Origin of the sequence: Streptomyces sp. NPDC002463 (assembly GCF_042889835.1) — a bacterium.
Lineage (GTDB): Bacteria > Actinomycetota > Actinomycetes > Streptomycetales > Streptomycetaceae > Streptomyces > Streptomyces nymphaeiformis.
In genome coordinates this window covers 1-26,063 of sequence record NZ_JBIARL010000021.1, presented here as the reverse complement: position 1 = coordinate 26,063, position 26,063 = coordinate 1, and the positions used below count along the sequence as shown (strand labels likewise).

At 72.4% G+C, this 26,063-nt stretch carries 16 protein-coding genes, 1 tRNA gene and 1 rRNA gene; 4 read left to right on the top strand and 14 right to left on the bottom strand.

Translation table 11 applies throughout. From position 1 onward, the window contains the following. Window positions 1-37 precede the first annotated feature (37 nt). The 3 genes from ACFYX3_RS33055 to ACFYX3_RS33045 form a co-directional block, all read right to left on the bottom strand. Complete coding sequence (locus tag ACFYX3_RS33055; RefSeq protein ID WP_116158515.1) at window positions 38-346, bottom strand: AzlD domain-containing protein; 309 nt, start codon at window positions 344-346, stop codon at window positions 38-40. Beyond that, the gene (locus tag ACFYX3_RS33050; protein WP_376585158.1) at window positions 343-1,083 is read right to left on the bottom strand and encodes an AzlC family ABC transporter permease; all 741 of its coding nucleotides are present in this window, start codon (window positions 1,081-1,083) and stop codon (window positions 343-345) included. The genes ACFYX3_RS33055 and ACFYX3_RS33050 overlap by 4 nt, the downstream gene beginning before the upstream one ends. A 100-nt stretch (window positions 1,084-1,183) precedes the next feature. Beyond that, on the bottom strand, window positions 1,184-2,062 hold the full coding sequence (locus ACFYX3_RS33045; protein ID WP_389021423.1) for an AraC family transcriptional regulator: 879 nt from the start codon (window positions 2,060-2,062) through the stop codon (window positions 1,184-1,186). Between the two features lie 91 nt (window positions 2,063-2,153). Here ACFYX3_RS33045 and ACFYX3_RS33040 point away from each other — a divergent pair, with 91 nt between their 5' ends. The 3 genes from ACFYX3_RS33040 to ACFYX3_RS33030 are packed head-to-tail and all read left to right on the top strand — an operon-like array spanning window position 2,154 to window position 8,457. Then, window positions 2,154-6,803: a DEAD/DEAH box helicase gene (locus ACFYX3_RS33040; protein WP_389021420.1), complete on the top strand. Its 4,650-nt coding sequence runs from the start codon at window positions 2,154-2,156 to the stop codon at window positions 6,801-6,803. Between the two features lie 26 nt (window positions 6,804-6,829). Continuing rightward, a complete protein-coding gene (locus tag ACFYX3_RS33035; protein ID WP_389021417.1) occupies window positions 6,830-7,645 on the top strand; it encodes a DNA-formamidopyrimidine glycosylase family protein in 816 nt (271 codons plus the stop codon). Window positions 7,646-7,677: 32 nt separating this feature from the next. Continuing rightward, window positions 7,678-8,457, top strand: a complete 780-nt coding sequence (locus ACFYX3_RS33030; RefSeq protein ID WP_389021414.1) for an SDR family NAD(P)-dependent oxidoreductase — start codon at window positions 7,678-7,680, stop codon at window positions 8,455-8,457. On the opposite strand, the gene ACFYX3_RS33025 is transcribed toward ACFYX3_RS33030, so the two are convergent. From ACFYX3_RS33025 to ACFYX3_RS32985, 9 genes are all read right to left on the bottom strand, one after another. After that, on the bottom strand, window positions 8,405-8,716 hold the full coding sequence (locus ACFYX3_RS33025) for a hypothetical protein (protein WP_359513566.1): 312 nt from the start codon (window positions 8,714-8,716) through the stop codon (window positions 8,405-8,407). The two genes, ACFYX3_RS33030 and ACFYX3_RS33025, sit on opposite strands and share 53 nt — an antisense overlap. A 234-nt stretch (window positions 8,717-8,950) precedes the next feature. Beyond that, window positions 8,951-9,334: a helix-turn-helix domain-containing protein gene (locus tag ACFYX3_RS33020; protein ID WP_024758922.1), complete on the bottom strand. Its 384-nt coding sequence runs from the start codon at window positions 9,332-9,334 to the stop codon at window positions 8,951-8,953. Window positions 9,335-9,443: 109 nt separating this feature from the next. After that, window positions 9,444-9,965: a CinA family protein gene (locus tag ACFYX3_RS33015; RefSeq protein WP_376585167.1), complete on the bottom strand. Its 522-nt coding sequence runs from the start codon at window positions 9,963-9,965 to the stop codon at window positions 9,444-9,446. Then, window positions 9,962-10,636, bottom strand: a complete 675-nt coding sequence (gene pgsA / locus ACFYX3_RS33010) for a CDP-diacylglycerol--glycerol-3-phosphate 3-phosphatidyltransferase (RefSeq protein ID WP_376585168.1) — start codon at window positions 10,634-10,636, stop codon at window positions 9,962-9,964. The genes ACFYX3_RS33015 and pgsA overlap by 4 nt, the downstream gene beginning before the upstream one ends. Then, window positions 10,633-12,114, bottom strand: coding sequence for a 30S ribosomal protein S12 methylthiotransferase RimO (rimO, locus tag ACFYX3_RS33005; RefSeq protein ID WP_389021405.1), 1,482 nt, complete (start codon window positions 12,112-12,114; stop codon window positions 10,633-10,635). The genes pgsA and rimO overlap by 4 nt, the downstream gene beginning before the upstream one ends. Before the next feature lie 90 nt (window positions 12,115-12,204). Then, a complete protein-coding gene (locus tag ACFYX3_RS33000) occupies window positions 12,205-13,032 on the bottom strand; it encodes a helix-turn-helix domain-containing protein (protein ID WP_116158525.1) in 828 nt (275 codons plus the stop codon). Window positions 13,033-13,309: 277 nt separating this feature from the next. Continuing rightward, window positions 13,310-16,129 (bottom strand): DNA translocase FtsK, encoded by a 2,820-nt coding sequence (locus ACFYX3_RS32995; protein ID WP_389021400.1) that lies wholly within the window; start codon window positions 16,127-16,129, stop codon window positions 13,310-13,312. A gap of 138 nt (window positions 16,130-16,267) precedes the next feature. Continuing rightward, window positions 16,268-16,942, bottom strand: a complete 675-nt coding sequence (locus tag ACFYX3_RS32990) for a two-component system response regulator (RefSeq protein ID WP_093873786.1) — start codon at window positions 16,940-16,942, stop codon at window positions 16,268-16,270. Between the two features lie 291 nt (window positions 16,943-17,233). Then, window positions 17,234-22,711: a HAMP domain-containing protein gene (locus tag ACFYX3_RS32985; protein WP_385665177.1), complete on the bottom strand. Its 5,478-nt coding sequence runs from the start codon at window positions 22,709-22,711 to the stop codon at window positions 17,234-17,236. A 269-nt stretch (window positions 22,712-22,980) separates the two neighbouring features. Between ACFYX3_RS32985 and ACFYX3_RS32980 the strand changes: the two genes are divergently transcribed. After that, window positions 22,981-25,629, top strand: coding sequence for a SpoIIE family protein phosphatase (locus tag ACFYX3_RS32980; RefSeq protein WP_382663264.1), 2,649 nt, complete (start codon window positions 22,981-22,983; stop codon window positions 25,627-25,629). A gap of 106 nt (window positions 25,630-25,735) precedes the next feature. Here ACFYX3_RS32980 and ACFYX3_RS32975 read toward each other — a convergent pair. Both ACFYX3_RS32975 and rrf read right to left on the bottom strand, forming a co-directional pair. Then, window positions 25,736-25,808 (bottom strand) — tRNA-Thr (locus ACFYX3_RS32975). A gap of 5 nt (window positions 25,809-25,813) precedes the next feature. After that, window positions 25,814-25,930 (bottom strand): 5S ribosomal RNA (gene rrf, locus ACFYX3_RS32970). Window positions 25,931-26,063: the final 133 nt, after the last annotated feature.

Genomic DNA, 26,063 nt, shown 5'->3' with positions numbered 1-26,063 from the left:
CGGGGCCGGTGTGCATGCGCCCGGCCCCGTGGGGGCGTCACCAGCCCAGGGCCCGGACCCCCGCCGTGACGACGACGGCGGCGCCCACGACGACCAGGAACGGGGCGCGCAGGACGAGCGCGACGGCGGCCGCGGCGAGCCCGGCGGCCCGGGCGTCCAGGACGAGTTCGCCGCCCGCGCTGAAGGTCTGCTGGGCCGTGAGCGCGGCGAGCAGCGCGACGGGGAGCAGGGCGGCGAGCCGCTGGACGAGCGGGCGCTCCAGGGCTCCGGCGGGCACGAGCAGGCCGGCCAGCTTCACGAGGTAGCACCCGGCGGCGGTGAGGGCGATCGCGATCCAGACGTTCATCGGGAGTCCTTCTCTCGTCCGGTGGGGGCCGTGCGCCGGCCCTGGGCCCAGAGCACGGCGGGCGCGGCGAGGGCGGCGGCGAGGACCGGGACGCCGGCGGGCAGGACGGGCAGCAGCCCGAGGCCGAGCAGGACGGCGATCCCGGCGGTGGCGCGCTCGGTGGCGGACTTCAGCATGGGGGCGAGCAGGGCCAGGAAGACGGCGGGTCCGGCGGCGTCGAGCCCCCAGGCCGCGGTGTCGCCGATCGCCTCGGCCCCGAGCGCCCCGAGGAGCGTGGTCACGTTCCACAGGACGTACAGGCTGATGCCGGTGACGGTGAAGCCGATCCGGGCGGCCCGGCGGGACGGCTGGGCGAGCGAGACGGCCGTGGTCTCGTCGATCACCCAGTGCGCGGCGAAGGGCCTGACGGCCTTCGGCAGGGCGAGGAGCTGGGAGAGCCGCAGTCCGTAGAAGGCGTTGCGGGTGCCCAGGAAGAAGGCGCCGGCGGCGGCCGTGAAGGGGTTGCCGCCCGCGGCGAGGGCGCCGACCAGGGCGAACTGCGAAGCGCCGGTGAAGACGAGCAGGCTGAGGACGCAGGTCTGGAGGACGCTGAGGCCGGAGCCCGCCGAGGTCACGCCGAAGGCGAACCCGGAGAGCCCGACGGCGACGCCGACCCCGAGCGCGTCGCGGACGACGGCCGCGTCGGGCTTGCCCGGGGAGCCGTCGCGTATGACGGGAGGAGCTGTCTGTTCTGCCACGTCAGGGACGGTACGGGGCGGGTGCGGCCGGGGTCTTGTACGTTCTTGCGGCACCCGTCCTCACCTCACAGGGCCCCGACGCCGGGCCGGGCCGCCGCCCCTACGCGCGCGTGCCTCCCCGCGGGGTCCCCCGTCCCGACCCCCGCGCGCGTTGGTACGCCCCCGGCGGCACCCCCACGCTGCGGGTGAAGTGGCGGCTGAGGTGCGACTGGTCGGTGAAGCCGACGGCGGCGGCCGCCTCCGCCGGGGGTGTGCCCGCGTCGAGGAGCTGCCGGGCCCGGCGTACGCGCGCGTCGGTGAGCCAGGTGTGCGGCGGCATCCCGTACGCCTCGCGGAAGGCGCGGAGCAGGGCGAACGGGCTGGTGCCGAGGTCGGAGGCGAGCCGCTCCAGGGTCGGCGGCCCGACCATCCCGGCCTGAAGGACCTCCCGCGCGCGTGCCGCGTTCCGGGCGCCCGCCGAGCGGGGCGGGAGCGGGGTGACGAGCCCGCCGTGGCTGCGCAGGAGCCGGGCGGTGACCAGGCGCAGCAGGCTGTCGGCGGCGAGCGCGTTGCCCTCCTCCGCGGCCCGGTGGACGCCGACGACGAGCTGCGCGGCGTACGGGTCGTCGACGACGGGCGAGGTGAAGCCGGCCTCGCCGCGCAGCGTGAGGATGTCGGCGGCGATCGACCGGACGATCTCCGCGTCGGGGTAGATCGTCCGGTAGGTCCAGCCCTCGGGCACGCCCGCGTGCCCGGTGTGCGGGGTGTCCGGGTTGACGAGGGCGATCTGTCCGGGCCCGGCGTGGACGAGCTCGTCGCGGGAGTGGAAGGCCTCGACGCCCTCGGTGATCGCGGCGAAGACGAAGGTCTCGTGGGTGTGCCGGGCGAAGGCCTTGTGGATGTAGTGGGCGTGCAGCAGGTCGACCCCGGGCAGCTCGGCGTACTGCCAGTACCGTGCCCGCTCCCCGCTCGCGCCGCCCCGCTCCGTACCCCTGGCCATTCCCCCATTCTGCGCCCCGCCGGCGCCCCGCGACGATCGGGATTCGCCCAGGTCCGGACGGTTGTCAGTGGTCGGGTGCACGATGGGGGGCATGGTCAGGTCCGCGCTCGACGAGTTCTCCCCCGCGACCCGCGGTTGGTTCACCGGGGCCTTCGCCGCGCCCACGGCGGCGCAGGAGGGCGCGTGGAAGGCCATCGGCGCGGGTTCCGACGTGCTCGTCGTCGCGCCGACGGGCTCGGGCAAGACGCTGGCGGCGTTCCTGGCCTCCCTGGACCGGCTCGCGTCCGCCCCTCCGCCCGCCGAGGCGAAGAAGCGCTGCCGTGTGCTGTACGTGTCGCCGCTGAAGGCCCTCGCCGTCGACGTCGAGCGGAACCTGCGCTCGCCGCTGACCGGCATCCGCCAGGAGTCGGTGCGGCTGGGGCTGCCCGAGCCGGACGTCCGGGTGGGGATCCGGTCCGGCGACACCCCCGCGGCCGAGCGCCGGGCGCTCGCGACCCGGCCGCCGGACATCCTGATCACCACGCCCGAGTCCCTGTTCCTGATGCTGACGTCCGCCACGCGCGAGGCCCTGACGGGCGTGGAGACGGTCATCCTGGACGAGGTCCACGCGGTCGCGGGCTCGAAGCGCGGCGCGCACCTGGCGCTCTCCCTGGAGCGGCTCGACGAGCTGCTGCCCCGTCCGGCGCGCCGGATCGGTCTGTCGGCCACGGTCCGGCCGGTCGACGAGGTGGCGCGCTATCTCTCCCCGGGGCGCGCGGTGGAGATCGTGCAGCCGCCGGCGGGCAAGGAGTTCGACCTGTCCGTCGTCGTCCCCGTCGAGGACATGGGTGAGCTGGGAGGCTCCCCGGCGTCCGAGGGGAAGGACGGCGGGGACAAACCGTCGATCTGGCCGCACGTCGAGGAGCGGATCGCCGATCTCGTCCAGTCCCATCGCTCCACGATCGTCTTCGCGAACTCCCGCCGACTCGCGGAGCGCCTGTGCAACCGGCTCAACGAGATCGCGTACGAGCGGGCGACCGGCGAGCCGTTGCCCGAGGGGGCTCCCCCGGCGCAGGTCATGGCGCAGTCGGGGGCGGCGCAGGGCGCCCCGCCGCTGCTCGCGCGGGCCCACCACGGTTCGGTGTCGAAGGAGCAGCGGGCCCAGGTGGAGGAGGACCTGAAGGCGGGCCGGCTGCCCGCCGTGGTGGCGACCTCCAGCCTGGAGCTGGGCATCGACATGGGAGCGGTCGACCTGGTGGTGCAGGTCGAGTCGCCGCCCTCGGTCGCCTCCGGGCTCCAGCGGGTGGGCCGGGCCGGGCACCAGGTCGGCGCCGTGTCGACGGGCGTGGTCTTCCCCAAGTACCGGGGCGACCTGGTGCAGGCGGCCGTGGTCACCGAGCGGATGCGTTCCGGCGCGATCGAGTCCATGCGGATCCCCGCCAATCCCCTGGACGTCCTCGCGCAGCAGCTGGTCGCGATGGTCGCGCTCGACACCTGGCAGGTGGACGACCTGCTCGCGGTGGTGCGCCGGGCGGCCCCGTTCTCGTCGCTGCCGGAGTCGGCGTTCACCGGGGTGCTGGACATGCTGGCCGGCCGCTACCCCTCGGACGCCTTCGCCGAGCTGCGCCCGCGGGTGGTGTGGGACCGGGTCGCCGGGACGGTCACGGGACGGCCGGGTGCGCAGCGGCTCGCGGTCACCTCGGGCGGCACGATCCCCGACCGCGGCCTGTTCGGCGTCTTCCTGGCGGGCTCGGACCCGAAGAAGGGCGGGGGCCGGGTCGGCGAGCTCGACGAGGAGATGGTGTACGAGTCGCGGGTCGGCGACGTCTTCACGCTCGGCACGACCTCCTGGCGGATCGAGGACATCACCCGGGACCGGGTGCTCGTCTCCCCCGCGCCCGGCACGCCGGGCCGACTGCCGTTCTGGAAGGGCGACCAGCTGGGCCGTCCGCTCGAACTGGGGCGGGCGGTGGGCGCGTTCCTCCGCGAGGTCGGCGCCCTCGGGGACGAGGACGCACGCCTGCGGCTGCTCGCCGCGGGCCTGGACGGCTGGGCCGCGGACAACGTCCTGGCGTACCTGAAGGAGCAGCGCGAGGCCTGCGGGCACGTGCCGGACGACCGGACGATCCTGGTCGAGCGCTTCCGCGACGAGCTCGGTGACTGGCGGGTCGTCATCCACTCGCCGTTCGGGGCACAGGTCCACGCCCCGTGGGCGCTGGCGCTCGGCGCGCGGCTCGCCGAGCGGTACGGCATGGACGCGCAGGTGATGCACGCGGACGACGGCATCGTGCTGCGCCTGCCGGACGCCGACCTGATGGGCCTGGACATGGGCCTGGACCTCCTGGACCACGAGCCGGTCGACCCCGGCCGGCACCTGGACACGACGTACGACCCGGACAAGGCGCCCGTCGGCGCGGCCGACGCCCTCTTCGACCGGGGTGAGATCGGGCAGATCGTCACCGACCAGGTGGGCGGCTCCGCGCTGTTCGCCTCCCGCTTCCGCGAGTGCGCCGCCCGCGCCCTGCTGCTGCCCAAGCGCAATCCCGGCAAGCGCACCCCGCTCTGGCAGCAGCGGCAGCGCGCGGCCCAGCTCCTCCAGGTGGCGAGCGAGTTCGGCTCGTTCCCGATCGTCCTGGAGGCCGTCCGCGAGTGCCTCCAGGACGTCTTCGACCTCCCGGGCCTCGAAGAGCTGATGGGGGACATCGAGTCCCGCCGCGTCCGCCTCGTCGAGGTCACCACCCCGGAGCCCTCCCCCTTCGCCCGCTCGCTCCTCTTCGGGTACGTGGCGCAGTTCCTGTACGAGGGCGACTCACCGCTCGCCGAGCGGCGGGCGGCCGCGCTCTCCCTGGACTCCCGGCTGCTCGCGGAGCTCCTCGGCCAGGCGGAGCTGCGGGAGCTGCTCGACCCCGAGGTCCTTGCGGAGCTGGAGCGGGAGCTCCAGTGGCTGACGGAGGACCGCCGGATCAAGGACGTGGAGGGCGTCGCCGACCTGCTGCGGGTCCTGGGCCCGCTGACGGACGAGGAGCTGGCCGAGCGGGGCGCCGAGGCGGGCTGGGCGCCCGAGCTCGAGGCGGCCCGCCGCGCGATCAGGGTGCGGATCGGCGGCCGGGACCACTGGGCGGCGATCGAGGACGCGGGCCGGCTCCGGGACGCCCTGGGCACGGCCCTGCCGGTAGGCGTCCCCGAGGCCTTCACCGAGCCGGTCAAGGACCCGCTGGGCGACCTGCTCGCACGCCACGCACGCACGCACGGCCCGTTCACCTCCTCGCAGGCCGCCCACCGCTTCGGCCTCGGCGCGGCCGTCACGGACGGCGCGCTCCAGCGTCTCGCCGCCTCGGGCAGGGTCGTCCAGGGCGAGTTCCACCCCTCCGGCATCGGCCAGGAGTGGTGCGACGCGACGGTCCTGCGGCGGCTGCGGCGCCGCTCCCTGGCGGCCCTGCGCCACGAGCTGGAGCCGGTGCCGCCGGCGGCCCTCGCCACGTTCCTGCCGCAGTGGCAGCACCTGGGGAGCAACAGCCTGCGCGGCATCGACGGCCTCGCGCGCGCGATCGAGCAGCTCCAGGGCGCGCCGGTGCCGGCCTCGGCCCTGGAGAAGCTGATCCTGCCGTCCCGGGTCCGGGACTACTCACCGGCGCTGCTCGACGAGCTGACGACGACCGGCGAGGTCGTGTGGGCGGGCGCGGGCTCGCTCCCGGGCAAGGACGGCTGGGTCTCGCTCTACCTCGCGGACGCGGCCCCCCTGCTCCTCCCGCCCGCACATCCCCTGGAGCTGTCGGCCCTCCACGAGTCGGTACTGGCGGCCCTCTCCGGCGGATACGGCCTGTTCTTCCGGCAGATCGCCGACCAGATCCGGGCCACCACCCACCCGGACGCCACCGATCCGCAGCTCGCCGACGCCCTCTGGGACCTGGCGTGGTCGGGCCGGCTCACCAACGACACCCTGGCCCCGCTGCGCGCGCTCCTCGGTTCGGGCCGTACGGCGGGCTCCACGGCGCACCGCGCGCGGCGCACGATCCCGCGCGGCCGGTACGGCACGCTGACCGCCGCGGCACGCCCCGCCTCCCGGACGGGTCCGCCGACGGTCTCGGGCCGCTGGTCGACGCTGCCGCCGATCGAACCGGAGCCGACGCACCGGGCGCACGCCCTGGCCCGCACGCTCCTGGACCGGCACGGCGTGGTCACCCGGGGCGCGGTGGCCGCCGAGGGAGTGGAGGGCGGTTTCTCGGCCACGTACCGGATCCTGGCCGCCTTCGAGGACAGCGGGCAGGCCCGGCGCGGCTACGTCGTGGAGGGGCTCGGCGCGGCCCAGTTCGCGATGGACGGGGCGGTGGACCGGCTGCGGGCGGCCGCGACGGCCCGCGACCGCGGCGCGGAGGCGGCGGCGGGCCCGCGGGCCCTGGTCCTGGCGGCGGCCGACCCGGCGAACGCCTACGGCGCGGCCCTCCCCTGGCCCGAGCCGCCGACGGGCGCCGGGCACAAGCCGGGCCGCAAGGCGGGCGCGATGGTGGTCCTGGTCGACGGCGAGCTGGCGCTCTACATGGAGCGCGGCGGCAAGACGCTCCTCTCCTGGCCGACGGACCCGGAGGACCCGTCCCTGCGGGTGGCGGCGGAGGCGCTGGCGGATGCGGCGAGGGCGGGCACGCTGGGCACGGTGACGGTGGAGCGCATCAACGGCGCGACGTCCCTGACGTCCCCCCTGTCCCACCCCCTGGAATCGGCCGGCTTCCTGGCCACCCCCAGAGGCCTCCGCCTCCGCCCCTGACCCCCGCGGGGCCGCACAATGGACCCGTGCCCGAAGGAGACACCGTCTGGCAGGCGGCCCGGCGCCTGCACACCGCACTCGCCGGTCGGGTTCTGACCCGCGCGGATCTCCGCGTGCCCCGGTTCGCGACCGCCGATCTCACCGGGCGGACGGTCCTCGACGTCACCCCGCGCGGCAAGCACCTGCTGGCGCGGATCGAGGGCGGGCTGACCCTCCACTCGCATCTGCGGATGGACGGTGCCTGGCGGGTGTACGCCACCGGGGAGCGCCCGCGCGGCGGCCCGGAGCACCAGATCCGGGCGATCCTCGGGAACGCCGCGTTCACCGCGTACGGCTACCGACTCCCCGTCCTGGAGCTGATCCGTACCGCCGAGGAGTCCCGCGCCGTCGGCCACCTGGGCCCGGACCTGCTCGGCCCGGACTGGGATCCGGAGGAGGCCGTGCGGCGGCTCGGCGAAGACCCGGAGCGTCCCCTCGGCGAGGCCCTTCTCGACCAGCGCAACCTCGCCGGCATCGGCAACGTGTACAAGTCGGAACTGGCCTTCCTCGCCGCCGTCACCCCCTGGTTCCCGGTCGGCGAGCTCGCCCCGGACGTCCCGGCCCGCCTGGTCGCCACGGCCCATCGCCTGCTCGACGCGAACAAGGACCGTCCGGACCGGCGCACCACGACCACGCGCCGGCCGGGCACCCCGCTCCACGTCTACGGCCGCGAGGGCCGGCCCTGCCTCCGCTGCGGCACACCGATCCGCAAGGCGGAGCTCGGCGACCGCGTCACGTACTGGTGCCCCGGCTGCCAGCGGGGCCCCGACGGAAGCCCCGACGAAGCCGCCACCAACAATTGACGACCCGTCAGATACAGTCGTACGGTCCGGACATGACGTCGACGACGACCACTCTCCCGGCATACGACCTGACCGGCCGCACCGCGTTCGTCACGGGCGCCGCGAGCGGCATCGGCCGCGCCACCGCGGCTCTCCTCGCGAGGGCCGGCGCCACCGTCCACTGCGCCGACCGCGACGAGAAGGGCCTCGAGGAGACCGCGGCGCTGATCGCCCTGCAGGGCGGCACCGCGCACACCCACCCCCTGGACGTCACCGACCGGCCCGCCCTCGCAGCGGCCGTCCGCGCCACCGGCCCCCTCCACGTCATGGCCGCCATCGCCGGGATCATGCACACGAGCAGCGTCCTGGACACCCGGGACGAGGACCTCGACCGCGTCCTCGCGGTCAACTTCAAGGGCGTGCTGTACGCGTGCCAGGAAGCGGCCCGTTCGATGATCGCCTCCGGCGTCCCCGGCTCGATCGTGACGATGGCCTCGGGTGCGATGGACACCGCGAGCCCGGGCCTGCTCTGCTACAGCGTCACGAAGGCGGCCGTCGTCCAGTTGACGAAGACCCTGGCGACGGAGGCGGGCCCGCACGGCATCCGGGTCAACGCGGTCGCCCCGGGCTGGATCCGCACCCCGATGACGGACCGCCACGAGCCGGCCGCCCAACTGCAGGCCGAGGCCGCGATGGTCCGCCACTCTCCGCTGGGGCGGGTCGGCGAGGCCGAGGACATCGCGCACGCGGTCCTGCATCTCGCCTCCGACGCCTCCGCGTTCACGACCGGCCAGATCCTCCGCCCCAACGGCGGCGTCGCGATGCCCTGGTGACGCCCCGGGCCACCGATCGTCGCGCCCAGGTGACCGAAGAGGCCGCCGCTCCATAAGGGGTCCGCCGCCCCGACGACGCCGCCACGTGCACCGGCAGCAGACTCAGCCCCCAGCCGCCCGCGGCCACCGCCCCCTCGACCGGCCCGGTCTCGCCCGGCACGAGCAGCAGGCGCAGCACCGCCCACCACCAGAGCCCCCCGGCCGCGAGGCCGCACGCCAGCAGCGCGAGCGTCACCAGCGGAACCCGTCGCCGTACCATGGCCGCCTCCTGCGGTCGACGCTAGACCGGCAGGATCACCCTGCGGGAGGGCGCACCGGTGGCAGCACCGGCGCACACGGCCCGGTCGGACGTCCCTCCCACCATGGCACGCCACCCCGGAACCCGGCATCTCAGAGAAAGGCAGAGGAATCGGCCGAAGCCTCCGGGAACGAGAAAAGCCCCGGTCAGCGCCCCGTGAACAGGGCACCGACCGGGGCTTCGCCCCACTTCGGTTCAGGCAGCGACGACGTCCACCGCTTCCGCGGGCGCCTTGATGGTCACCCGCCCGGTGGGCACACCGGCCACCGACGTCACCGACACCGAATTGAGCATCGGGCGTACCGGCGTCGGCACCGGTTCGCTCGCCGCTGCCGACTCGGCCAGTTCGGCCAGCGACAGCTCGTCGCTCACTTCGCGCATGAGCTCGGACATCCGTACGTCCAGCGCGTCGCAGATCGCGGAGAGCAGCTCGGAGGAAGCCTCCTTCTGCCCCCGCTCCACCTCGGAGAGATAGCCGAGCGAGACTCGGGCCGACGAGGAGACTTCGCGCAGAGTACGGCCCTGGCGCTGGCGCTGCCGACGCAGCACGTCACCCAGCAGGCGACGGAGCAGAATCATCGGTGGCTCCCTCCTCGGACCGCGTAGCCGCATCCTTCACGCCCCACCGTACCGCCTCGCGCTGCGGCCGTGCGGGGAGCGATGTCGTGTTCACTCAGGGCTGCAAACATCAATTCCCCCCGTTGTGTTCCGTATCCTGTGCCCGCGCATTTCCCGAGAGTTCCTCATGGAGCAGTTCCAGCACGCTCCGTACGCTCTCTCTACGGATTTCCGTACGATCGCCGTTCAACCTCAACGACACCACTTTCCCGGCGCGGGCGCTCGTCGCGGCCGGTCCCGCGACCGCCACGTAGACGGTGCCGACGGGCTGCCCGTCCTGTTCCGTGGGGCCGGCGACCCCGGTCGTCGAGATGCCCCAGTCGGCGCCGAGCCGGTCCCGTACACCCGCCGCCATCTGCAGCGCGACCTCGGGATCGACCGCTCCGCGCTCCGCGAGCAGGGCCGCGTCGACGCCCAGGAGCTCCTGTTTGAGGGCCGTCGCGTAGGCGGTGACCGACCCCAGGAAGGACACCGAGGAACCGGGCGTTCCGGTGATCTCGGCGGCCACCAGACCGCCCGTGAGGGACTCCGCGGCGGCCAGCGTCTGATCACGCTCCGCGAGCAGCGCCAGCACCCGGGCGGCCTCGGTCATCGGGTCGCCGTCTCCGACCGCGCGGCCGCCCGCTCCGCCGCGAGCCCCTTGCGCCGCAGGACGATCGCCTGGCGTACGTAGTCCAGACCGGTGACGACCGTCAGCACGACGGCCACCGCCATCACCCAGAAGCGGAGGGTTGCCAGCCCCCCGGTGAGCATCAGGACGTACATGCCCACGGCGGTGCCCTGGGCGAGCGTCTTCATCTTGCCGCCGCGGCTGGCGGGGATGACCCCGTGCCGGATGACCCAGAACCGCATCAGCGTGATGCCGAGCTCACGGGCCAGGATGACCCCCGTCACCCACCAGGGCAGGTCCCCGAGCAGGGACAGCGAGACGAGTCCGGCGGCCATGATCGCCTTGTCCGCGATCGGGTCGGCGATCTTCCCGAAGTCGGTGACCAGGTTGTACGACCGGGCGAGGTGCCCGTCGAAGACGTCCGTGATCATGGCCACCGCGAACGCGGCCCAGGCCCAGGCCCGCCACGCCGGGTCGTGCCCGCCGTCCTGGAACAGCAGGATCACGAAGCCCGGCACGAGCACGAGCCGGATCATGGTGAGGATGTTGGCGATGTTCCACAGGCTGGCCTGGTTGACGGCCGCCGCGCCCAGCTTGCCGCGGGGCGCCGGCCTTCCGGTCCCGCCCGTCGCGGATGCCGGGACTCCGGTCATCTGCCCGCCTCCTCGAAAAGACACTCGGCCACCAGGTCGACGCCCTCCGTGCCGACGACCTTCGCACTGACCATACGGCCCACGGCCAGGCCGGGGCTCGTACCGTCGGACGTGGTGAGGACCACTTGCCCGTCGGTCTCGGGCGCCTGGTGGGCGGCGCGGCCGATCCAGCCGTCCTCCTCGTCGAAGGACTCGACGAGTACTTCCAGGGTCTCTCCGAGGCGCTCCTCCGCGCGCTGCGCGGTGAGCTCCTCGGCGAGCCGGGAGAGGTGGGCGAGCCGCTCGTCGACGACCTCCTGGTCGAGCTTGTGCTCGTACGTGGCGGCCTCGGTGCCGTCCTCGTCGGAGTAGCCGAAGACGCCGATGGCGTCGAGGCGCGCGTGGGTGATGAAGCGTTCCAGCTCGGCGAAGTCCGCCTCGGTCTCGCCGGGGAAGCCGACGATGAAGTTGGACCGGGCACCGGCCGTGGGCGCCTTGGAGCGGATGGTCTCCAGGAGCTCCAGGAAGCGGTCGGTGTCGCCGAAGCGGCGCATGGCCCGCAGCACGTCCGGGGCGCTGTGCTGGAAGGACAGGTCGAAGTAGGGGACGACCTTCTCGGTCGACGTGAGGACGTCGATCAGGCCGGGGCGCATCTCGGCGGGCTGGAGGTAGCTGACGCGGACGCGCTCGACGCCGTCCACGGAGGCCAGCTCGGGCAGCAGGCCCTCCAGGAGCCGGATGTCGCCGAGGTCCTTGCCGTACGAGGTGTTGTTCTCGGAGACCAGCATGATCTCCTTCACGCCCTGCTCGGCGAGCCAGCGCGTCTCGTTCAGCACGTCCGAGGGACGGCGGGAGACGAAGGAGCCGCGGAAGGAGGGGATGGCGCAGAAGGAACAGCGGCGGTCGCAGCCGGAGGCCAGCTTCACGGAGGCGACGGGGCTGGTGTCCAGACGGCGGCGCAGGGGGGCGCGGGGGCCGGAGGCCGGTGCGATCCCCTCGGGGAGGTCGGCGGGGGCCTCGGCGGTGTCGCCGTGTCCCGGCAGGGCCACGGCCGCGGCGGCCTCCTGGCGCTCCACGGGCGACAGCGGCAGCAGCTTGCGCCGGTCACGCGGGGTGTGGGCCTCGACACTGCCACCGCTGAGGATGGTCTGGAGGCGGTTGGAGATGTCGGCGTAGTCGTCGAAGCCGAGGACCCCGTCGGCCTCCGGGAGGGCCTCGGCGAGCTCCTTGCCGTAGCGCTCGGCCATGCAGCCGACGGCGACGACGGCCTGGGTCTTGCCGTGGTCCTTCAGATCATTGGCTTCGAGGAGGGCGTCGACGGAGTCCTTCTTGGCGGCCTCGACGAATCCACAGGTGTTGACGACGGCTACGTCCGCGTCCTCGGCGTTCTCGACGAGCTCCCAGCCGTCCGCTGCCAAGCGGCCTGCGAGCTCCTCCGAGTCCACCTCGTTACGGGCGCAGCCAAGAGTGACAAGGGCGACGGTACGGCGTTCGGGCATGGACTCAAGACTACTTCGTCCCGGCCGTTCCCCTGTCGCGCAGGGTTCACCTGCGCGACAGGGGTCACATCACGGGCCGGGCGGCGGGCCTCAGCCGGCCTCGGGGTCGCCCTTGGTGTAGCTGAGTCGCTCGACCTGGCCGGATTCGAACTTGTCGGCGAGCTTCTTGCCGTTCACGTAGAGCTCGATCGCGCCGGCGTTGCCGAGGACCAGGTCCACGCGCTCGTCGTCCTGGAAGGTCTTGGACTCGCCCTTGAGGAGGAGCCCGTCGAAGAGCAGCTTGCCGTCGTGCGCCTTGGCCGAGATCCAGCTCTTGTCGTCGATCGCGGAGAGCTTGACCGTGACCTTGTCCTGCGGAACCGCGGCGATCGCGCTCTCGGTGGGCTTGGGCGCGGCGGGCTTGGCCGGCTTCGGCTTGGCCGCGGACGTCGCCTTCTCCGGGGCGGGAGCCGGGCCGCCGTCGGCCACGGTGGTCCCGTTCGGGGCGTCGTTCCCGTTGAACATGGTGAAGCCGACGAAACCGACGACGGCGACGATGGCCGCCACCATCGCGGCGGTCCAGTTGGGCCGGCGCGGCTCGGGGCGGATGCGTTCCGCCTCGAAGAGCGGGGCGGCCGGAGTGGGCGCGGGACGGCCACCGTGCTCGGCGTCGTACTGCTCGATCAGCGCAGCCGGATCGAGGCCGACGGCGCGCGCGAGGGTACGGATGTGGCCGCGGGCGTAGACGTCGCCGCCACAGCGCGAGAAGTCGTCCTCCTCGATCGCGTGCACGATCGGAATCCGGACACGGGTGGAGGCACTGACCTCTTCGACGGTGAGACCGGCGGCGATTCGGGCCTGCTGGAGAGCGCGACCGATCGAGTCCCGGTCGTCTGCCGGGAAGGTCCGGTCGTCTTCGGGGGAGTTGCCGATGGACACGAGAGCGCCTTTCGAGCGTGTAGCCACCTGCTGGACATTCAGTCTATGGGTGGTACGAAAGGGTGGGGCAACCGGGCGGGTGCTGTTTGTACGCCATGAGGCTGGGACATCCTTCTGTCCCTTCCTCCAACTTGACGTACGGCCAGGGGAAACGGTTGCCCACCGTTCCCTTACGAGTGAGTCTCGGCCCGGTCTCGAACCGGGAACCCGGCCCCGTCCCGGTCGGGCACCCGACCCGGTCCTGACCGGGTACCCGCCCGCGGAGGAGCCACACCCGCTACTCCCCCGACTCCCCCCGGATCACGGCCAGGACCCCGTCCAGCTCGTCCGGCTTCACGAGCACGTCCCGCGCCTTCGACCCCTCGCTCGGTCCGACGATGTTCCTCGACTCCATCAGGTCCATCAGGCGGCCGGCCTTCGCGAAGCCCACGCGGAGCTTGCGCTGGAGCATCGAGGTGGAGCCGAACTGGGTGGAGACGACCAGTTCGGCGGCCTGGCACAGCAGGTCGAGGTCGTCGCCGATGTCCTCGTCGATCTCCTTCTTCTGCTTGCTGCCGACGGTGACGTCGTCCCGGAAGACGGGCGTCATCTGGTCCTTGCAGTGCTGCACGACGGCCGCGACCTCGGCCTCGGTGACGAACGCGCCCTGCATGCGGATGGGCTTGTTCGCGCCCATCGGCAGGAAGAGCCCGTCGCCCTTGCCGATGAGCTTCTCTGCGCCGGGCTGGTCGAGGATGACGCGGCTGTCGGCGAGCGAGGAGGTGGCGAAGGCGAGCCGCGAGGGCACGTTCGCCTTGATCAGGCCGGTCACGACGTCCACGGACGGCCGCTGGGTGGCAAGCACGAGGTGGATGCCGGCGGCGCGGGCCAACTGGGTGATGCGGACGATCGAGTCCTCGACGTCGCGCGGGGCGACCATCATCAGGTCGGCGAGCTCGTCGACGATCACCAGGAGGTACGGGTACGGGTTGAGCTCCCGCTCGCTGCCCTCGGGCAGTTTGATCTTGCCGTCCCGGATGGCCTGGTTGAAGTCGTCGATGTGCCGGTAGCCGAAGGCGGCCAGGTCGTCGTAGCGCAGGTCCATCTCGCGCACCACCCACTGGAGGGCCTCGGCGGCCTTCTTGGGGTTGGTGATGATCGGGGTGATCAGGTGCGGGATGCCCTCGTAGGCGGTGAGCTCGACCCGCTTGGGGTCGACGAGCACCATCCGGACGTCCTCGGGGGTCGCTCTTATCATCACCGAGGTGATGAGGCAGTTGATGCACGAGGACTTTCCTGAGCCGGTGGCACCGGCGACCAGGATGTGCGGCATCTTCGCGAGGTTGGCCATCACGTAGCCGCCCTCGACGTCCTTGCCGAGCGCGACCAGCATCGGGTGGTCGTCGTCACCGTCCGCGAGCCGCAGCACGTCGCCGAGGTTGACCATCTCGCGGTCGCTGTTCGGGATCTCGATGCCGACCGCGGACTTGCCGGGGATCGGCGAGATGATCCGTACGTCGGGCGAGGCAACGGCGTAGGCGATGTTCTTGGCCAGTGCCGTGATCTTCTCGACCTTCACGGCGGGGCCGAGCTCGACCTCGTACCGCGTGACCGTCGGGCCGCGGGTGAAGCCCGTGACGTCGGCGTCCACCTTGAACTCGGTGAAGACGTTCGTCAGCGCCGCCGCGACGGCGTCGTTGACCGCGCTGCGGGTCTTGCCGGGGCCGCCCCGCTCCAGGTGGTCGAGCGAGGGCAGGGAGTACGTGATGTCACCCGCGAGCTGGAGCTGCTCGGCCCGGGGCGGCAGGTCGGTCGGCTCGGGAGCCGGCTTCGTCAGATCCGGTACGGCCCCGCCGGAGCGGCCTCCCCCACGGGCCGGCGGCACGGGCGCGGCCTTCTCGACGGCCTCGGAAGCCGAGGCGGCGGCTTCGGAGGCGGCCAGGGCCGCGTTCCGCTCGGCGGTGACGTCCTTGGTCAGGTCGGCGACGATCGGCGAGGGCGGCATGCCGTTCAGCACGGCGCCGTCGAGCGCCGCGGCGGCCGCCGCGGCGACGTCCACCGGGTCCAGGCCGGAGTCGGGGTCGACCCGCCCGGAGCTGCGCCGGGAGGAGCGCCCGCGCCGCTCCAGCGTCTCCGCCTCGGCCCGGTCCACGTCGTACGGCTCCGACGGCCCGGCCGAGCGGCGCCGGACCGGCCGCGCCGGTCGCGGTCCCGCGTCCCGCCACTCCTCGTCGTACCCCTCGTGGCCCGGGTGCCCCGCGTACTCCTCGGCCTCCGCCGGGTCGTCCGGGAGCTCGACGATGCCCAGCTTCGCGCCGAGCAGCCGCAGTCGCTGCGGGATCGCGTTGACCGGGGTGGCGGTGACCACGAGCAGCCCGAAGACGGTGAGCAGCACCAGCATCGGGACGGCGAGGACCTCGCCCATCATGAAGACGAGGGGCTGGGACGCGGCCCAGCCGATGAGCCCGCCGGCGTCCTGCATGGCCGCGCTGCCGTCGCCGCGCCCCGGGGAACCGCAGGCGATGTGCACCTGGCCGAGGATGCCGACGACGAGCGCGGAGAGGCCGATGCTGATCCGGCCGCTGGCCTCGGGCTTCTCCGGGTAGAGGATGAGCCGGATGCCGATACCGCCGAGCAGCAGCGGGACGAGCAGGTCGAGCCGGCCGAAGGATCCGGTCACGAGCATCTCGACGAGGTCGCCGACCGGACCGCGCAGGTTGGACCAGGTGCCGGCGGCGACGATCAGCGCGAGGCCGAGGAGGAGCAGCGCGAGCCCGTCCTTGCGGTGGGCGGGGTCGAGACCCTTGGCCCCGCGCCCTATCCCCCGGAGCATCGCCCCGATGCCGTGGGCGAGGCCGAGCCAGGCGCCGCGCGCCAGCCGGTAGACGCCTCCGGTCGGGGACGGCGCGGGGCGGGGCGGGGCCTTCTTCGCGGCGGTCTTCCGCGCGGGCGCGCGCTTGGCGGGCGCGGCCTTCTTGGCCGGCGCCTTCTTCGCGGGCGGCTTGGCGGGGGCTTTCGCGGGCGCCGCTTTCTTCGCGGCGCCCGTCGTCCGGCCGGCGCGCGGTTTTGCGGTGCCCGCCGTGCCCTGGGAACCCTTGCCGGACGTACGTGAAGCCATGGTGCCGAGGTTACCGGTGTGGACAGGGGTGTGGGGAGCGCCCGTCCGCCTCACCCGTTCGTGTCGTCCCTGCCGTGGCGCGACGCTGACGCCGCATCACGGCGATTCCCGCCACGGCGGACGCACGATGACGGTGCGTCAGCTCTGGGCGGGCAGGGTCGGCGCGGCACCCGTACCCGGTTCGAGGGCGTCGAGCGCCCTGCGCAGCCCGGTGAGCTTGCGCTCCAGATGCGCGGCGGTGGCGACGGCCGCCGCGTCGGCGGAGTCGTCGTCGAGCTGCTTCGACAGGGCCTCGGCCTGCTCCTCGACGGCCGCGAGCCGGGCGGAGAGCTCGGCGAGCAGTCCGGCGGACTCCTTGCCGTGACCGCCCTCGCCGCCGCCCTCCAACTGCAGCCGCAGCAGAGCGGCCTGCTCGCGCAGCTTGCAGTTCTTCATGTAGAGCTCGACGAAGACGGAGACCTTGGCGCGCAGCACCCACGGGTCGAAGGGCTTGGAGATGTAGTCGACCGCCCCGGCCGCGTACCCCCGGAAGGTGTGGTGGGGGCCGTGGTTGATGGCGGTGAGGAAGATGATCGGGATGTCCCGGGTCCGCTCGCGCCGCTTGATGTGGGCGGCGGTCTCGAAACCGTCCATGCCCGGCATCTGGACGTCGAGCAGGATGACCGCGAAGTCGTCCGTCAACAGCGCCTTGAGCGCTTCCTCCCCGGACGATGCCCGCACCAGCGTCTGATCGAGCGCGGAGAGAATGGCCTCCAGCGCCAGCAGATTCTCCGGCCGGTCATCGACCAGGAGGATCTTGGCCTTCTGCACCATGCCCCGTCCTCCTCGTCCCGGCAACGGCTCTCCCCGGTCCCCCGAACCGGGGGAAGCACCGGGCGCCGCCCCAGAAGACGACTCCCTAGCGCCGTCCGTCCTTGTGCCGGTCATCGTAGCCGCACCCCGCCCGTCGCCACACCCTGTCACCGCGATGTCACTGTGCACAGACGAGAAACGCGGTGGGAGACCAGAAGGTTCCCCGTATGCCGCCCTCTCACACGCCCACGGCGACACTCCGCCGGCGTGCGGGGGCGGAGCACGAAGCTCCGCCCCGACAGGGCCCCGGAGTCACTCCCCCCGCATCCACTGCTCCATGACGGTCAGCAGGTGATCGGGGTCGACCGGCTTCGTCACGTAGTCCGAGGCACCGGACTCGATCGCCTTCTCCCGGTCGCCCTTCATCGCCTTCGCCGTCAGCGCGATGATCGGCAGCCCCGCGAACTGCGGCATGCGCCGGATCGCGGTCGTCGTCGCGTACCCGTCCATCTCCGGCATCATGATGTCCATCAGCACGACCGTCACGTCGTCGTGCTGCTCCAGGACCTCGATGCCCTCCCGCCCGTTCTCGGCGTAGAGCACCGCGAGCCCGTGCTGCTCCAGGACGCTGGTGAGCGCGAAGACGTTGCGGATGTCGTCGTCGACGATGAGCACCTTCTCACCGGAGAAGTTGAAGGTACGGCGCGGCTCGGCCTCCGGCTCCTCCCGGCCCGCCTCCGGCTGACCGAACTGCCCGGGGACCGTGCCCCGCCCCCCGGTCGCCTCCGCCGCGGCCTTCCGCCGGTGCCGGAACAGTGCCCCGGCCCCGGACCGCGCCTCCGTCCGTACGGGCGGCGGCGGGAAGTGCGGGAACGGGTGGACGGCCCCGGCCGTCCCCTCCTCGGCCCCCTGCTGCGGGTCCTCGGCGTCCTGCGCACCCTGCCCGTATCCGCTCGACGGCAGCTCCGTCGGGCTCAGCGGCAGATAGAGCGTGAACGTCGAACCGCGGCCGGGCTCGCTCGCGGCGAAGATCTCGCCGCCGAGCAGCCGCGCGATCTCCCGGCTGATCGAGAGGCCCAGACCCGTACCGCCGTACTTCCGGCTGGTCGTGCCGTCGGCCTGCTTGAACGCCTCGAAGATGACCCGCATCTTGCTCGCCGCGATCCCGATGCCGGTGTCGGTGACCGAGAAGGCGATCAGGTCGGCCTCCGGGTCGCGCAGCGAACCGGCCTCCAGGAGCTGCTCGCGGATCGACTGCGGCACGTCCGCGCCGGCCGGCCGGATCACCAGCTCCACCGCGCCCGTGTCGGTGAACTTCACCGCGTTGGACAGCAGGTTGCGCAGGACCTGGAGCAGCCGCTGCTCGTCGGTGTGGAGCGTGGCGGGCAGCTCGGGCGAGACCCGCACCGAGAAGTCGAGCCCCTTCTCCGCCGTGAGCGGGCGGAACGTCGCCTCCACGTAGTCGACGAGCTGGACGAGCGCGATACGGGTCGGCGAGACGTCCATCTTGCCCGCCTCGACCTTCGACAGGTCGAGGATGTCGTTGATCAGCTGGAGCAGGTCCGAGCCCGCGCCGTGGATGGTCTCGGCGAACTCGACCTGCTTCGGCGTCAGGTTGGTCTCGGCGTTGTCGGCGAGCAACTTGGCCAGGATCAGCAGCGAGTTGAGCGGGGTGCGCAGCTCGTGCGACATGTTGGCGAGGAACTCCGACTTGTACCGCATGGAGACGGCGAGCTGTTCCGCGCGCTCCTCCAGGACCTGCCGGGCCTCCTCGATCTCGGTGTTCTTCACCTCGATGTCGCGGTTCTGCCGGGCGAGCAGTTCGGCCTTCTCCTCCAGCTCCAGGTTGGAGCCCTGGAGTTCCTTCTGCCGGTGCTCCAGCTCGGCCGACCGCTCCTTGAGCTGCTCGGTGAGCTCCTGCGACTGCTGGAGCAGCACCTCGGTCTTGGTGTTGACGCTGATGGTGTTGACCGTCGTCGCGATGAGCTCGGCGAGCTGGTTGAGGAAGTCCCGCTGGATCTGCGTGAACGGCTGGAAGGACGCCAGCTCGATCACGCCGAGGACCTTGCCCTCGAAGAGGACCGGCAGCACGATCACATGCGCGGGCGCGGCCTCGCCGAGTCCCGACGAGATCTTCAGATAGCCCGGCGGCACGTTGACCTGGATGGTCCGCTTCTCCTCCGCCGCCGTCCCGATGAGGGTCTCCCCGGGCCGGAACGAGGTCGGCATGGACCCGGCGGAGTATCCGTAACTCCCGCGCATCCGCAGCTCGTACGAGCCGTCGCCCTCGCCCACGAGTTCGGCGTCGCTGTGCGCGGAGCCCGTCGGCATGGCCACGAAGAAGGCGCCGTGCTGGGCCGAGACGACCGGGGTCAGCTCGCTCATGATGAGCGAAGCCACGTCGTCCAGGTCCCGCCGGCCCTGCATGAGGCCGGAGATGCGGGCCAGGTTGCCCTTGAGCCAGTCCTGCTCCTCGTTGGCGAGGGTGGTGTCGCGCAGGTTGGCGATCATGGTGTTGATGTTCTCCTGGAGGGCCTGGATCTCGCCCGCCGCGTCGACACCGTCGATCTTGAGGTTGAGGTCGCCGCGGGTCACCGCCGTGGCGACGGCCGCGATCGCCCGCACCTGCCGGGTCAGGTTCCCGGCCATCTCGTTCACGGACTCCGTCAGGTCCCGCCAGGTGCCGTCCACGTCGCGGACCCGGGCCTGACCGCCCAGCTGGCCGTCCGTACCCACCTCGCGGGCGACGCGGGTGACCTCCTCGGCGAAGTTCGACAGCTGGTCGACCATCGTGTTGATGGTGCTCTTCAGCTCCTGGATCTCACCGCGCGCGTCGATGTCGATCTTCTTGGTGAGGTCGCCCTTGGCGATGGCGGTGGTGACGGCGGCGATCTGGCGCACCTGGCCGGTGAGGTTGTCGGCCATGCCGTTCACCGAGTCCGTCAGGTCCCGCCAGGTCCCCGACACCCCGGGCACCCGCGCCTGGCCGCCGAGGATGCCGTCCGTGCCCACCTCGCGGGCCACTCGGGTCACCTCGTCGGCGAACGAGGACAGCGTCGTCACCATCGTGTTGACGGTGTCGGCGAGTTCGGCGACCTCGCCGCGCGCCTCGACGGTGACCTTCTTCGTCAGGTCGCCGTTGGCGACGGCCGCGGAGACCCGGGAGATGTTCCGCACCTGGCTGGTCAGGTTGTTGGCCATCAGGTTGACGTTGTCGCTGAGGTCCTTCCACGTACCCGTGACACCGCGCACGCGTGCCTGACCGCCGAGGATGCCCTCCGTACCCACCTCGCGGGCCACGCGCGTGACCTCGTCGGCGAAGTTCGACAGCTGGTCGACCATCGTGTTGACGGTCGTCACCAGCTCCAGGATCTCGCCCTTGGCGTCGACCGTGATCTTCTTCGACAGGTCGCCCATGGCGACCGCCGTGGTGACCTCGGCGATGTTCCGCACCTGGATGGTGAGGTTGTTCGCCATGAAGTTCACCGACTGGGTGAGGTCCTTCCAGGTGCCGGAGACCCCCTGCACCTCGGCCTGACCGCCCAGGATGCCCTCGGTGCCCACCTCGCGGGCCACCCGGGTCACCTGCTCCGCGAAGTTCGAGAGCTGGTCGACCATCGTGTTGAGGGTGTTCTTCAGCTCCAGGATCTCGCCGCGCGCGTCCACGTCGATCTTCTGCGACAGGTCGCCCCGCGCCACCGCGGTCGCGACCTGTGCGATGTTGCGGACCTGGGTGGTGAGGTTGCCGGCCATGCCGTTCACCGAGTCCGTCAGATCACGCCACACACCGGCCACGCCCGGCACCTGCGCCTGACCGCCGAGCCGCCCGTCCGTGCCCACCTCGCGGGCCACCCGGGTCACCTGGTCCGCGAAGGCGGAGAGCTGGTCGACCATCGTGTTGATGGTGTTCTTCAGCTCCAGGATCTCGCCGCGCGCGTCCACGTCGATCTTCTGCGACAGGTCGCCCCGCGCCACGGCCGTCGTCACCTGCGCGATCTGCCGCACCTGCGAGGTCAGGTTGCCGGCCATGAAGTTCACGGAGTCCGTGAGCTCGCGCCAGCGCCCGGACACGCCGTCCACCCGCGCCTGACCGCCGAGCCGGCCCTCGGTGCCCACGTCCCGGGCCATCCGGGTCACCTGGTCCGCGAAGGACGACAGCTGCGACACCATCGTGTTGACGGTGTTCTTCAGCTCCAGCATCTCGCCGGCCACGTCCACCGTGACCTTCTGCGACAGGTCGCCGTTGGCGACCGCCGTCGTCACCTGCGCGATGTCCCGCACCTGACCCGTCAGGTTGCGGAAGGCCGTGTTCACCGAGTCGGTGAGGTCCTTCCACGTGCCCGCCGCACCCGGCACCTCGGCCTGACCGCCGAGCAGACCCTCGACGCCGACCTCCCGGGCCACCCGGGTCACCTCGGAACCGAAGGCGGAGAGCTGGTCCACCATCGTGTTGACGGTGTTCTTCAGCTCCAGCATCTCGCCGGCCACGTCCACCGTGACCTTCTGCGACAGGTCGCCGTTGGCGACCGCCGTCGTCACCTGCGCGATGTCCCGCACCTGCGTGGTGATGTTCCGGAAGACCGTGTTGACGGAGTCCGTGAGGTCCTTCCACGTGCCCGCCGCACCCGGCACCTGCGCCTGACCGCCGAGCAGACCCTGCGCGCCGACCTCGCCCGACACCCGGGTCACCTCGTCGGCGAACGTCCGCAGCGTCTCCGTCATCTGGTTGATGGTGTCGGCGAGTTGCGCGATCTCACCGCGCGCGGAGACCCGTACCTTCTGCGACAGGTCGCCGTTCGCGACCGCCGTCGTCACCTCGGCGATGCCTCTCACCTGATTGGTGAGATTGCCCGCCATCGTGTTGACGGAGTCGGTCAGGTCCTTCCACACACCGGCGACCCCGGCCACCTCGGCCTGACCGCCCAGCTCGCCCTCCGTGCCCACCTCGCGCGCGACACGGGTCACCTCGGAGGAGAACGACGACAGCTGGTCCACCATCCGGTTGACGGTGTTCTTCAGCTCCAGCATCTCTCCGGCCACGTTCGCCGTGACCTTCTGCGACAGATCGCCGTCCGCGACCGCCGTCGTCACGAGCGCGATGTCCCGCACCTGCGCCGTCAGCCGGTTCGCCATGGTGTTGACCGAGTCCGTGAGGTCCTTCCACGAACCGGACACCCCGCGCACCTGCGCCTGCCCGCCCAGCTTGCCGTCCGTACCCACCTCGACGGCGACCCTGGTCACCTCGGACGCGAACACCGACAGCTGGTCGACGAGGTTGTTGGCGGTACGGGCGACCTTCAGGAACTCCCCGCGCAACGGCCGCACGGTCCCGTCCGCACCCTCCGAACGCAGGTCCATCCGCTGGTCCAGATCACCCTCGGCCACCGCCGAAAGGACCCGCCCCACCTCGGACACCGGCCGGGCCAGATCGTCGACGAGCGCGTTCGCGGCCTCGATCGCCGCCGCCCACGCCCCCTCGCTGGCCCCCGCCTCCAGACGCTCGGACAGCTTGCCCTCACGGCCGACCACCCGCCGGACCCGCGACAGCTCCCCCGTCACGTGCATCTGCCGGTCGGCGACCTCGTTGAACACGGCGGTGATCTCCGCCATGACCCCGTCACCGGACACCGTGAGACGCCTGCGGAAGTTCCCGTCCCGCATCGACACCAGCGCGGCCAGCAACCGCTCCAGCGCCGCCGCGTCCACCTGGACCGTCCCCCCACGGGAACGCCCGCCCCTCGCGCGCGTGCCACTGCCTCCGCCGCGCCGCGCCGCCGTGCCAGACTCCACCGTGTCCCTCCCGAAAGGGGTCGACCGTACCGCTCCGGCTCTCGCCGTCAGCCTGCCCAGTGTTTCACCGTGACCGAACCAGGCGATAACAGTTCGGCAGCTTCGCACAGCGTCCCTACCCCCGAGGGACGGAATCAACGGTGACCGGCATCCGCTCGGACAGCGAAGGTAAGTAACCTGGCATCCGGCTGTCCAACCGCCCCGGTCCGCCCGGCGGGGGCGGCGTGGCGTGCGCACGACCACCGGGCAGCGGGAGGGACAGACCGAGCATGGCAGAGCCGGGCGTCGAGACGCGTACGAGGAGAGCTGTGATCACCGCGCGGGCGACTGCCACCTTCGAGCCCGTCGGGCGGTCCGTCGCGGCCGCCCGCGCGTTCGTCCGGGACACCCTCCAGGGCTGGGGACACCCCGAGCTCGTCGACGACGCCGTCGTCCTCACCAGCGAGCTCGTCACCAACGCCGTCATCCACGCAGGCACCGCCGCCGAAGTCCTCTGCCTCCGCTCCGACGACAGCATCCGCGTCGAGGTCGCCGACCGCTACCCCGAGCGCGAGATCCCCGTCCAGAGCGGCCGCACCCTCGGCAACCCGGACCGCGAGAACGGCCGCGGCCTCCTCCTCTGCGCGGCCCTCGCCCACCGCTGGGGCGTCGACTACTCCCCCACCCGCAAGCACGTCTGGTTCCACCTGGACCTCGCCCAGCGCCCCGTCGGCACCCGCTCCGCGGGCCCCGTCCTCCCCGACGCCCTCCTCCCGGTCGCCGAGAGCCGCGTCCGCGTCGCCGTCGCCCAGATCGACCGCGGCGGCACGATCACCGCCTGGAACGAGGACGCCGAGGAGCTCTTCGGCTACGACGCCGAACTGGTCATCGGCAAACCCCTCGGCGACCTCGCCGCCTGGCCCCACACCCCCGGCATCGGCACCGGCCTCGCCGAGGCCCTCCGCCTCTCCCGCTGGGAGGGCAGCTACGGCATCCGTTGCGCCGACGGCCGCGTCATCCCCGTGTACGCCTCGCACCTCCGCGTCCGCGACGCCCAGGGCGAGCCCTCCACCGTCTGCCTCCTCGTACGGGAGCACGAGCGCGCCGTCCTCCAGACCCCGCAGCGCCCCGCCGTCGAACCGGGCGCCGAGAGCCGCGCCGCCGCCGACCCCTTCGAGGTCTTCATCGGCTCCCCGGCCCCCGACGACCTCGACGGCCTCCTCCAGCGCACGGTCGAGCGCGCCCGCGACATGCTCGACGGCGACGCCGCCTTCCTCCTCCTCGCCACCGACGACGAGACGGAACTCGAGGTACGGGCCACCACCGGACTCCCGGCCGCCCGCCAGCGCTTCGCCCGCGTCCCCGTCGAGACCGGCGCCAGCCGTTACGGCTCCGCCCGCATGCCCGCCGTCCACGAGGACCTGGCAGCCGTTCCCGGCGCCGTCCCCCTCCTCGAAGGCACCGGCATGCGCTCGGTGGTGACGGTCCCTCTGAAGGTCGAGGGCCGCCTCACCGGCTCCCTCGGCGTGGCCGCCGAATCCGCGAACCGCTACTCCAACGAGGAGGCCCTGCGCCTCCAGTTCGCCGCCGACCGCATCGCCCTGGCCGTCGAGTCCGCCCGCCTCGGCGAGCTGGAGCGCCTGCGCCGCGGCTCCCTCAGCTTCCTCGTCGAGGCCTCCGACCTCCTGGCCGGCACCCTCGACCGCGACCAGACCCTGGCCCTCATGGCCCAGATGACGGTCCCCACCCTCGCCACCTGGTGCGCGGTCTACACGATCGCCGACCAGGCCTCCGACCCGTACCTCTCGTACGTGCTCCACGAGGACGAGGACCGCATCGACGGCCTCAAGGCCCTGCTCTCCTCCATCGCCCCGCCCGACCCGGTGCCGACCCTCGGCGCCCGCGTCTGGTCCGCCCCGGGCGAGGCCGCGCACCGCGCCGCGCTGACCGCCTCGGTCCGCGCCCTCGACCACCCCGCGAGCCCGCTGTCCTCCGGCATCGACACCACCCTGGCCACCGCGAGCGCGGTCGCCGGCGAGACGGTCGTCCTGCCGCTGGTCGCCCGCAACCGGGTCATCGGCATGCTGACCCTCGGCCGGCCCTCGGAGGACCACTTCCGCCAGGAGATCCTGGAGCTCGCCGAGGACCTCTCGCGCCGGGCCGCCCTGGCCCTGGACAACGCCCGCCTGTACTCGGAGCGCGTGGCGATCAGCCAGTCCCTCCAGCGCAGCCTCCTCCCGCCCGGCCTGCCCACCATCCCGGGCGTCGAGGTCGACGTGATCTACCGCGCGGCCGGCGAGGGCAACGAGGTCGGAGGCGACTTCTACGACCTCTTCCCGATCCGGGACGGCGCGTACGGATTCGCCATCGGTGACGTGTGCGGTACGGGCCCGGAGGCGGCCGCCGTCACCGGCCTGGCCCGCCACGCCCTGCGCCTCCTGGCCCGCGAGGGCTTCGGCGGCCCCGCCGTCCTGGAGCGGCTGAACGCGGCGATCCTCGACGAGGGCGCCCGCAGCCGCTTCCTGACCCTCCTCTACGGCGAGATGCGCCCGCAGGACGACGGCTCGGCGATCCTCAAGGTCGTCTGCGCCGGCCACCCCCTGCCACTGCGCCTCCGCCCGGACGGCACGGTCGAGCCCGCGGCCGAACCCCAGCCCCTCCTGGGCGTCATGGAGGACCTGGAGCTGTACGAGCAGACGATCACGCTCGACCCGGGAGACGTCCTCCTGTGCGTCACGGACGGCGTGACGGAACGCCGCGAGGGCACCCGCATGCTGGGCGACGACGGCCTCGCCGAGGTCCTCAGGACGTGTACGGGCCTGACGGCCGGCGCGGTCGCCTCCCGAATCCTCCGCGCGGTCGAACGCTTCGCCCAGGCCCCGGCCTCCGACGACATGGCCATCCTGGCGATGCGCCTGCGCGAGCCGGACCCCAGCTGACCCCCGGCCGGCGCCCCCTCTGCGAGGGGGTGCCGGCTACTCGTCCGCACACACCCCGGAAACGCGAAAAGGCCCCCGCCAAGAGGCGGGGGCCTTTTCATTTCGGAGCCCTTTAACGGAATCGAACCGTTGACCTTCTCCTTACCATGGAGACGCTCTACCGACTGAGCTAAAAGGGCGGGTTGTTCGGCGGCGTCCTACTCTCCCACAGGGTCCCCCCTGCAGTACCATCGGCGCTGAAAGGCTTAGCTTCCGGGTTCGGAATGTAACCGGGCGTTTCCCTAACGCTATGACCACCGAAACTCTATGAAGTTACGAACCGCCGCACCACCCGAAAAGGGGGGGCGTGTTCGTTGCTTCAGAACTAACACAGTGGACGCGAGCAACTGAGGACAAGCCCTCGGCCTATTAGTACCGGTCAGCTCCACCCATTA

What these genes read in the sequence shown, in the direction of transcription:
- rimO (WP_389021405.1), bottom strand. Translation starts at nt 12,114, where the DNA reads ATGCCCGAACGCCGTACCGTCGCCCTTGTCACTCTTGGCTGCGCCCGT.
- ACFYX3_RS33045 (WP_389021423.1), bottom strand. Translation starts at nt 2,062, where the DNA reads ATGGCCAGGGGTACGGAGCGGGGCGGCGCGAGCGGGGAGCGGGCACGG.
- ACFYX3_RS33020 (WP_024758922.1), bottom strand. Translation starts at nt 9,334, where the DNA reads ATGATTCTGCTCCGTCGCCTGCTGGGTGACGTGCTGCGTCGGCAGCGC.
- ACFYX3_RS33030 (WP_389021414.1), top strand. Translation starts at nt 7,678, where the DNA reads ATGACGTCGACGACGACCACTCTCCCGGCATACGACCTGACCGGCCGC.
- ACFYX3_RS33040 (WP_389021420.1), top strand. Translation starts at nt 2,154, where the DNA reads ATGGTCAGGTCCGCGCTCGACGAGTTCTCCCCCGCGACCCGCGGTTGG.
- ACFYX3_RS32995 (WP_389021400.1), bottom strand. Translation starts at nt 16,129, where the DNA reads ATGGCTTCACGTACGTCCGGCAAGGGTTCCCAGGGCACGGCGGGCACC.
- ACFYX3_RS32990 (WP_093873786.1), bottom strand. Translation starts at nt 16,942, where the DNA reads ATGGTGCAGAAGGCCAAGATCCTCCTGGTCGATGACCGGCCGGAGAAT.
- ACFYX3_RS32980 (WP_382663264.1), top strand. Translation starts at nt 22,981, where the DNA reads ATGGCAGAGCCGGGCGTCGAGACGCGTACGAGGAGAGCTGTGATCACC.
- ACFYX3_RS33055 (WP_116158515.1), bottom strand. Translation starts at nt 346, where the DNA reads ATGAACGTCTGGATCGCGATCGCCCTCACCGCCGCCGGGTGCTACCTC.
- ACFYX3_RS33025 (WP_359513566.1), bottom strand. Translation starts at nt 8,716, where the DNA reads ATGGTACGGCGACGGGTTCCGCTGGTGACGCTCGCGCTGCTGGCGTGC.
- pgsA (WP_376585168.1), bottom strand. Translation starts at nt 10,636, where the DNA reads ATGACCGGAGTCCCGGCATCCGCGACGGGCGGGACCGGAAGGCCGGCG.
- ACFYX3_RS33015 (WP_376585167.1), bottom strand. Translation starts at nt 9,965, where the DNA reads ATGACCGAGGCCGCCCGGGTGCTGGCGCTGCTCGCGGAGCGTGATCAG.